At 54.9% G+C, this 10,136-nt stretch carries 5 protein-coding genes; 4 read left to right on the forward strand and 1 reads right to left on the reverse strand.

Annotation, left to right across the window (positions count from 1 at the left end; genetic code table 11):
* Position 1: 1 nt before the first annotated feature.
* A complete protein-coding gene (locus F4Y39_03910) occupies positions 2-1,990 on the reverse strand; it encodes a hypothetical protein (GenBank protein ID MYC12850.1) in 1,989 nt (662 codons plus the stop codon).
* A gap of 168 nt (positions 1,991-2,158) precedes the next feature.
* Between F4Y39_03910 and F4Y39_03915 the strand changes: the two genes are divergently transcribed.
* The 4 genes from F4Y39_03915 (at position 2,159) to F4Y39_03930 (ending at position 10,064) form a co-directional block, all read left to right on the forward strand.
* Positions 2,159-5,179, forward strand: a complete 3,021-nt coding sequence (locus F4Y39_03915; GenBank protein ID MYC12851.1) for a hypothetical protein — start codon at positions 2,159-2,161, stop codon at positions 5,177-5,179.
* Between the two features lie 95 nt (positions 5,180-5,274).
* Complete coding sequence (locus F4Y39_03920) at positions 5,275-7,674, forward strand: hypothetical protein (GenBank protein MYC12852.1); 2,400 nt, start codon at positions 5,275-5,277, stop codon at positions 7,672-7,674.
* Positions 7,675-7,684: 10 nt separating this feature from the next.
* Positions 7,685-8,458, forward strand: coding sequence for an isochorismatase family protein (locus F4Y39_03925; protein ID MYC12853.1), 774 nt, complete (start codon positions 7,685-7,687; stop codon positions 8,456-8,458).
* 100 nt (positions 8,459-8,558) lie between these two features.
* Positions 8,559-10,064: a hypothetical protein gene (locus tag F4Y39_03930; GenBank protein ID MYC12854.1), complete on the forward strand. Its 1,506-nt coding sequence runs from the start codon at positions 8,559-8,561 to the stop codon at positions 10,062-10,064.
* The last annotated feature ends 72 nt before the right edge of the window (positions 10,065-10,136 follow it).

Genomic DNA, 10,136 nt, shown 5'->3' on the forward strand with positions numbered 1-10,136 from the left:
ATCATGCCCAACCGTGTACTCCATGCCCACCCCCGGGGAACCAGATCAAATCGACAACAAATGAAACCAGCACCCCTGTCGCCCTGCCTGCAATAATCCCGAAAAAGAGCGGACGGTATTTTTCATAAAGGGACACACCACCCACCCGGATCACAATAGCTTTGAACAGCCAGACAATAATAAGAGACGTAATCTCGTGGAGAATACTCGTCGTAGTAATAATAAAACCCACGGGATGGATGGGCCACCAGGGCAGGCGATACCGAAGCGCCGTGAGAATCGCAAAAATGAGACCCCCAAAGCCGAACAGCACCATCCGCTCCCATGAAGCTGGCTCGGGAGATTTGATCTTCGTAACAATCGCGTCGTAAAGACGGGGCGCGTACCGGGTAAACGGATACTCCGTAAAATTGTATGCCCCGTGTGTATAGCCCAGATAGAGCACCATCGAAATATTGACCACAAGCGCGCCGACCAACCCCAAAAGCAACACCCAGAAAAGCGCGCGCTTATTGCCCGGCACGCGATCAAAAATTTTGGCATTCTGCGACAGAGCTGGCATAAACAGCATCCAGCGCAATGCATGAGCCGTAGAACCCACGGCAATCGTCCTCGGATCAATCGTAACCGTGCCGATCAGTTGAAAACCCATATCCAGAGGCGTCGTGGGAATACCCAGGTACAGCGTACCCGACTCACACACAAAACGGGCAAGCGCGATATAAATAACAATCGCCGCCGGTATCGTAATCATCAAAAGCCCCGGCGCAACCCCCGCCTTCAAAAGATAGGCTATGATATAGGCTACACCGACAATCAGGCCAATCACAGCCGTGCGGTAGGAAAGAAGCTCACCCGCATCATCCACATCGGGGTCATCATGCCACGCCTTCCTGAAAACCGCCTTCAAGTGCCGCCGCGCAGTCCACAGCCCCCAGCCCACAAACACAAAAAGCGCACCCATACACTGCCACTGCACCAGGGGATCGCCCCATCCGCCGCCCTTCTGGTGCATGCGTCCAAACTGAAAACCCGTCTTCCGAATAAGCGCAATCTCGCCCATCAGCAAAAAGTGGAAAAACCAGATCGAAAAAAGGATCTCCAGATTGACAAAATATCCAAAACCAATCGTATAAGTATTAATATGCGTCAACAGCGGCGGAAAAAGGCGTGCAAAATAAAAAAGCCCGCCATTCGGACTCATGCTAATGCGGGGAACCGTCGTATAAAAATAAGTAACAATATTCCACCCGATAATCCCAAACGCCAGCCCAAAACCAATCCAAAAAAGATACCCCCGAAAAAGGATCGGCCAGCCACTTCGACCCGAAGAATCGCGCGTCTCTGCAACCATCTCCAGAACAGGTGCGAGCAGGGGATAATCCAGACGCTCGCTCTCAACCCACTGCTTGCGAAGAATAACCACAATACAAAAACACACCACAAACCCCGCCAGAATCAGCGTAACCCACCAGAAAATCGGACCAATCCAGACCTCCCACGGAATGGACACCCCAGATGGTAGCCCCTCGTACAAAAACGTCGTCTGCTGGTGATCATTGGAAGGAAAGAGATAAGGCGGAAGAAAGGGCTGAACATTGTCAATCCACCCATTCTCCGGCGTAGCCAGATAATGCGGCGCGGCCATCAGCCCCAGCCAAACACCGGTCAACCCACGCGCGGGAATAATCGCCCCAATCAGGCCCATCGCAAAAATAACAGCCAGTTCTCGAGAAGCCAGACCCTGTTTGTCGAACCGAATCTTCAAAAGCGTATTGACAATAAAAACGCACAAAAAAATCGCGAAAATAGAAACCGGAAGATGCGTAATATTAACCGCGGAAGTATTTGCAGCCGTGCGGGAATACGTCACCCATGCACTCGCCAGACAAGAAATCAGAAGCCCCAGCGCAACACTGCGAGGCGTAATGCGCGCCGCTCTTCTCTGGGCATCTTCAGATGTGGGAGACAGGGTTTCGGGAAGGGCCATAGTGTTTTCGAAGAAATGCTCTGCGATATCGTCAAATACTCATTTAAAGCAAACCCAAATTTTCTTGAATTTGGAAATATGTCATGTAAATTTGCGACCTAATATAGTCACACATAGCGGCAACAAGCCATAAAAATTTATCGCTGGTACCCAATAAGGAGCATCGCAATGGGACTGTACACACCCGAAGAAATAAGCAATGCCCGGCGAAACATCCAACGCTACGCCTGGGCGAGAGCCGAGCGAGATGCCATAATCAAAACATGCGCGCCATGGATGGCGCAAAGCGATGGAGAAATCTGGGACCTGATCACCGGACAATCCATCCCCCGCGGCATCCACGTCAACCCCGACCTCGGCTGTCCCGAATGTGGCCGAGACGTCTATGCATTCGGAAATTACCCCTGGAAAGTATCGCTGCACCGCCCCTACAAATTGGAATGTCCGTCGTGCGGAGAGATCTGGCCCAAAAACAACTTCGAGGCATTTTACAAAAGCGGTCTGGGATCCGGTGGAATCTTCGAACGCAGCCTCGCCGATGAATCCCTGCTATACAACGCTGAAAACGCCAATGCCCCAAACTATGCAGTAGATGACGGCATGGGCTGGATCGACGAATCGGGAAACCGCTGGTGGTTCATCGCCTACTACAGCCATTATTGCACATGGAAGGAACTACCAGCAGCCGCTCTCGCCCTGGGCAAAGCGTATCTCTACACCGGAAACACCGCTTATGCCCACAAAGGCGCCGTCATCCTGGACCGCATCGCAGACGTCTATCCCGACATGGACTTAACCCCCTACTCGGACCTGGGCCTCTACAACTCCCACGGCAGCACGGGCATGGGCCGCATCACAGGCTGTATATGGGAAAACGGCATGGCCGAGACCCTATCCCTATCCTACGATATGATCTCCGAAGGCATAGAAGACGACAATGAACTCCTCCGATTCCTATCCGCACAAGCGGAAAAATGGCAGATCGCACAGCCCAAATCGAGCATCGCCCACATCCGCGAAAACATCAAACACGGACTCCTCCGAGAATTCATACGCTCCTGTCGAGACCGGCGCATCCGCGGCAACGAAGGCATGACCCAAACTGCCATGGCCACAGCCGCGGCAGTACTGGACGACCCACGAGAAACGCCCAAAGCACTGGACTGGCTCTTTGAACCCGGAGAATCCCGGGGCACTGGTGGGGGACACATCCCGGCAACCCTGATCGGAAAAGTAGATCGAGACGGCGTTGGCAACGAAGCAGCCCCCGGCTATTGCTTCGGCTGGATGAACGCATTTGCCCGCTGTGCATGGATACTGGATCGATGTCGCAAATACCGGGACTACGATCTATACCGCGACTATCCCCGCCTCAAACGCATGTACAGCGTGCCCTATCGCCTCACCGCACTGGACCGCTACACCCCCCACATCGGCGACACCGGCAACACCGGAGGCGAAGGCATGGTACGCGTAGAACTCCAAACAATCATCAGCGCTTATGCCCGGCTTGGCGACCCCGACCTCGCGCGCCTTGCGTACAAACTCAACGGAAACCGCACCGACGGACTACACACCTCCATCTTCGATCCCGAACCCGAAGCAATCCAGAAAACCGTCCTCGAAATCGCAAAACAACACGGCGAATTAGAGCTCAAAAGCGAAAACCTGAACGGATACGGACTCACCGTATTCCGGCATGGCGAGGGACACGACCAGCGGGCGGCCTGGCTGTATTACGGGCGCAACGGCGGACACGGCCACCGAGATCGATTGAACATTGGAATGTACTACCGCGGAATGGACGTATTGCCCGACCTGGGATATCCTGAATACGCCGACAGCAAATGGCCCAAACGGGCGGGCTGGACCACAAACACCATCTCACACAACACAGTAATGATAAACCAGCAGCAACAAGAAGTGAACTGGATAGGACACTGCCAATATTTTGCCACCTCGCAGGGAATAGGCGTCGTCGAAATCGCATCCCCCGAAATCTATCCCGACACACGGGACTATCGGCGCACCCTCGCAATGATCGACGTATCGCCCACCGAATCTTACCTCATCGACTTCTTCCGCGTGAATGGCGGAAACGACCACATCATGAGCTTCCACGCCGGAGAAGGCGACGTAAGCATCCAGGGCATCGACCTCACCCCACAAGAAGAAGGAACATACGCAGGCAAAACCATCTCCTTCGGCACGCACTACGACGGACCACCTGATGGACGCTACCGCGGCAGCGGCTTTGCCTACCTCTACGGCGTTCACCGCGCCGAGAAACCCGCGGCTGGATGGTGGGCAGACTGGAAACTCGCAGATACCTGGAAAACCCAGCACGGTGACACCCCCCTGCACCTGCGCTACCGCGTATTATCCAACGCAGAAAACGCGGCGCTTGCATGGGGCGACCCCCCACAAAACAAACCCGGCAACCCCCGGCGCATCCGCTACGTACTATTACGCAACGCCAGTGCAGACCGAAAAAGCCTCTTTGCCTCCATCATAGAGCCTTATCGCGAGGGTCAGCCTCATATAGCAGACGCCACCCGCATTGACCTCGGCACAGAAGAACGCGACATAGCAGCAGCGGCTATAAAAATAACAACCCATACAGGCCGAACAGATCACATCCTGTCATCAGACGACCCGAACCGCGTATTTGACCTGGGCGAAGGCATCGCAGCCGCAGGGCGATTTGCAATCATATCCCGGAACAACGGACAAACATCCATCTTTTTAGTCGGCGGAACGCAGGTAAACACCACCTCTGGAACCCTGCGGATCAGCACCCCAACTCACCGCGGCACCGTAACGGACTTCCACCGCGAAGAAACCGGATCCGCCTGGATCGAAATAGAAGGCCCTCTCCCCGCAGACAAACGCCTCATCGGCACACAACTTCGCATCTTAAACGACGGCATTCGGGACGCCTGTTACACCATCTCCGACATAATATCTTCAGCAAAAAATAAAGTACGCGTAGAAGTGGGTGACACCTCCTTCATCCGGGGACTCGCATCCCGCGAGGATTACGAAGAAGGCTTCACATATAATATTTCTACAGGTGACCCGTGCGAAATACAAAACGCAGTACACCTTCGCATTGCCAATGACGAAATCGAAACCGTGCGCGCAACCGTCGATTATGAATGGACTACAGCGATCAGCACACAGGCATAGGCACGACGTCAGTAATTAAAAAAACCCTTCTGGATCGCGGCTCAACATCATGCCGCGATGACGGTGGTTGACCGCCTCCTTGAAAGGAGAACAAAATGGTACGCATGACCGACATCACAGACCTGCAGCATCCGCACCTTCCCGACACTGAAAACGAAATGAGTCGCCGTTATCTTCGGATGATTGAACAGTGGATTCCAACCGGCATCGCGTACTTTGCCGACTGGCCCGACCGTCCCAACTGCGGGCATTTCTTCGGCGGATGTCACTGGTATGGAATCGAAACCATCAGCTGTGCCGAAACCTTTGCCTACGCCAGTACGTCTCCAGAATACGACGAAGCATCCACGGGCGTATCCCGGGACACCCTGCGGGAAATGGCGATCAAAGGCGTGCGATACCTGTGTTTCACCCACGACTCCGGTCCCGAAGACTGCGTGCGTCCCTCAGAAGGACTGGGCCGCCCGGAAAACTGCGACACCAAATGGGGCGAACGGGGCAAAGGCTTCTTCCGCGAAAGCCAGTGCGGCAGCACCGTCGCTGGCCTCGCGCGCATCTGCTTGTTACTGCGGGAATGGATCGATGAAGAAACCTGGATGATGGTCGCCCGCGTACATGAAGACTACGCCGCGCGATTCGGCGACATGGCGCCCAAAAGCGGCGTCTATACAGACACCCAAATGGAAGAAAACGCCTGGACCTCTCACGGACTCACCTCTTGCTTCCTCTTCTTATCCGAACACGAGGACGCTGCAGACTGGGAAGCAACCGCCCGCAGATGGATGTTCTCCACATGCGCTGCGCCACAAGACACCAAAGACCTCGGCCTCGTAGGTAGCGAAACAGCGCGTACACTAACCGAAAAAATCTTCACAGCACTCCCCGATTACCTCGCGGAAAACCACGGCATGGTGCACCCCAGCTACACGGCCTCGGGCCTCTCTCCCCTCATGAGTGTGGGCTGCCTGTACCAGGTCTGGGGACGCGAACTACCCCCAGAACTCTTCTGGAACAAACGGCGCGTGTACGAAAACCTGAAAGCACTAACCGACGGAGGCGGATATGCCCAGGCTGTTCAGGGCATGGACTGGCATTATCTAAACATCTTTGCCACCATAGCCGCGCATGCGATTGCCGCCGTATATTTCGACGACCCGGACGCCGCAACCCTGGAACGCCTGGGACTGGAACACGCCGAACGCCGCCAGCGCGGAAATGGGGGACGAATGTACGACCAGGACCTCGCCCAGCAAGCACACGACCAGCAAGACCCCATGATCATGCGAGAAGTCTCGATCTCGGGTGCCGCCAGCCTGTACCTCCTCCATCGCCTCCTGGGACCAGGCCCATCGCCTTCCCCCATCGTGGAAATGGAATCGCGTCTCTCGGGCGTGCGCCACTTTCCCCACGCGGGATTTGTACACCACAGACACCCGCACGGACAGACCTCATTTGCCTGGCGCAACTCAATAATGGCTCTGCCCCTCACGCGGGAAGGCATCTACACCATCGCCCCCTGTTCAGATACATGGCTCGGCACACCCGTCGTACAAAACCGTCCCGACAGCCACCGCCTCAAAACCGTGCGCATTGCCGAATACGACGACAGCTTTGCCGCCGCCCTCGTCATAGACCGCTGCCAGGAATCCCTGCGTCAGCACGTACTCTTTGCCAGCCTGCCAGACGGACGCGCCTTATCATTTGAAAAATTCACTGCCCGGGAAGACCTCGTACTGGAAGAACTCAACCAGGGATTCTTGCGCATCACCAACGAACACTTCTCACACCTGGCCCCCAACTGCCGAGGAGAACGCGTGCTATATCGCCCCGACGGCGAAACCCGGTACGCGGGTTGGCACGGCGAAACCGAAGCAGATGACATAATCGACAACCTGAGCCATCCCCCCTATCTCAACATAGACAACCGCCTGGGCATACACTTTACCGGAAATGGCGACACAATTTACCACAACCGGCACTATTTCAACCCCTACCGCGCCATAGCCGACGACCTCACACTATCTCGACTATCGGGTGAAAAACCGCTTCGAGCAGGCGAAGAAGCAGGCCGTCTCACCGCCCTGCTAATCCCTGAACAAGCCGCTGCCGACACACCCGACACCCCTTTCGAAATTCTGGTCGCACCAGAAGACGGCGTTGGCCTCATAGCCCAAGGATATCTCGCCGCCGCAAACTTCGGCACCACACAACAAATATGCACTTTCACCACAAACAGAACCGAACAACTCCCCATCTTCCCCGGCACCGTCCTCGAAACGCATGGAAACCGCGCAAGCTACCGCATCCCCATCGGCGGCGAATCAGCCTGCCTCCTCCGCGCAACCCAAATACTGAACATAGAAGGCGATGCGCGTATAGACGCCATATCCGACGGGGCACTATACGCCTCCAGTTCCGAGCATGCAGAAGTAAAAATCGCAGGAGAAGACAGAACGCACACCATTGGTCGTGGAGAAATCAGGCGCATAGCTTGAAGGAGAACACATGCAAAACAAAATCACCATCGCCCCCCGCTACTACCGCTGGCACGTTGACGAAGGCATCGTCTGGATCGAAAAGAACACGAGCTATGCCCACCTCAACTGGGAGATCCCGATAGCGCAAACCGCACTCGTACTCGTCGATGTATGGTCGCATCACTACCTGAAAGACACGAAAGCCAGGTCCGAGGAAATCGTAAGCAACAACATCGTCCCCCTTCTACACGCCTGTCGAAAAGCGGAAATGCCCATCGTTCACGCCCCGGCGCCTCGCCTGGCTGAAGCGCATCCATCCTGGGTGAACCTGATCGAAAAGGGAAAAACATCCACCAACGCCAAAAACAACTGGCCCCCAGCCGAATTTCGCAGCAAAACGGGAATATATGAACACTATGCGCGCCCCATAGAACCGCGCGAAGAAGAACTCACCGAAACCCGCGCCAGACTCGCAATGCACCCCCTCGTACAGGTAGAGGGGCAGGAAGCCGTCATCTCAACCGGCGAAGAACTCCATCGCTGGTGCAAACAAAAGGACATACTCTTCCTCTTCTATCTGGGCTTCAACACCAACGCCTGCATCTTGATGAGAGACTACGGAACCCTCGCAATGGGCCGCCGCGGATATGAAATCATCCTCCTGCGGGACTGCACCACGGGAATGGAATCCTTTGAAACGCACGAAACCCTCGGACAGACGCGGGGCGCCGTACTCTTCCTGGAAATGTTCGGACACTATTCTCTGACATCGGAAGAACTAATCGCGGGATTGGACGAATAGACGAGAAAAGCGCGAATAGACGAATAGACGAATGGCAATACACACTGATTTTGGGAGGATGGGCAGGGTTCGTTGATTCGTTGATTCGTTGATTCGCTGAATGGACGTAAACATGCTATCACCCACAGACTTTATCGTCATCCTCCTCTACGCCCTGCTCATGGCCTGGGTGGGCGGGATTGCCAAACGAAAATCTCAGGACGTGGATGCGTACTTCGCCGCCGGACACAACCTCCCCTGGTGGATGGCCGCCATATCCCACCACGTCTCTGGATACAGCGCAGTCGTCTTCGTGGGCTTTGCGGGACGGGCAGCAACCGCCGGATTCAGCATGTGGACGCTATTCTCCCTATCGTGTTTTATCGCCATGATGATCGGCTGCCTCGTCTGGGCACCGCGCTGGTCTCGCCTCAAAGTACTCACACCCGTGGAATATCTCGAAGCGCGATACGGCAACTCCGTGCGTTTTCTGGTGGCACTCTCTGGCATCGGCGTCAAATTCATAGACCTTGGAATCAAACTCTACGCGATATCCGTCGTCGTACAAACCGTCACGGGCTGGGCCGTATTGCCCGTCGTACTGGTCGCAGGCATAATCACCGTAGCCTACGTCCTCATAGGCGGACTGTGGGCCGCGGTATTAACCGACCTGATCCAATTTGTCGTCCAGCTCGTCATCAGCTCAATCGTACTCTATCTCGTACTCGACAACATCGGCGGATGGAACCCCCTGTGGGAACAATTGCCCGCCGAACGCGGCACATTCTTCAACGCCGAAGCCGGCATTGGAATCGATTTCTGGTTTGTCTATCTCATCGTCGTCATCTTCAGTTACAACGGCGCCACCTGGGGATTAGCGCAGCGATTCATATCTGTATCCGACCCACGGGACACCCAAAAAGCTGCGCTACTCTCGGGATTCCTCTACCTGCTATACCCCATCGTCATCTTCCTGCCCGCCTGGGCCGCGCCATTAATACTCACCGAATACTTCGACCCCGTAACACTCACACCCCTACCCGGCTTTGACCTCCAGCAAACCTACGTATTGATGGCCCAGCGCGTACTCTCCGGACTCATGCCCGGATTGATCGGCCTATTGATCTGTTCCATGTTCGCCGCCACCATGTCCATGATCGACAGCGACCTCAACGCCCTCGCCGCCGTATTCACAAAAGATGTCTATCAGCGCAATATCAAGCGCGCATGGACGCAGCAATCACTCTTCCGCGCAGGCAAAATCGTCACATTGATATTTGGAATAGCCATCATTATCACGGGCGTTATCATCGCCGAAAGCAAAGGCGCAGAAAAAGTATTCACCGCAACTGTCCAAATATTTGGCGCACTCCTATCCCCCATAGCAATACCCCTGATGTTCGGCATGCTCTTCCGAAAACCCACAGCGCGAGGCGCAATATTAGCTCTTGCAGGCGGGCTACTGACCTACGCCATCCTCGTACAAATAACGGACAACTTCGCCATTTATACCGGAGGCGAAATCCTCGTCGGCCTGTGCTTGTACTTCGGCGAAGGATGGATCGGAACGCGCACCCCGGCCAAAGAACGGGAAGTAAAAAATCTGTTTGACAAATTGACGTCCTGATTACGCGACTGCGCAAGTTCCAATCGGAATTTGAGATTTTTTTACAAAAGTTTACAATAGCCTAAAAAAAAA

It is taken from the genome of Gemmatimonadota bacterium (assembly GCA_009838845.1).
Lineage (GTDB): Bacteria > Latescibacterota > UBA2968 > UBA2968 > UBA2968 > VXRD01.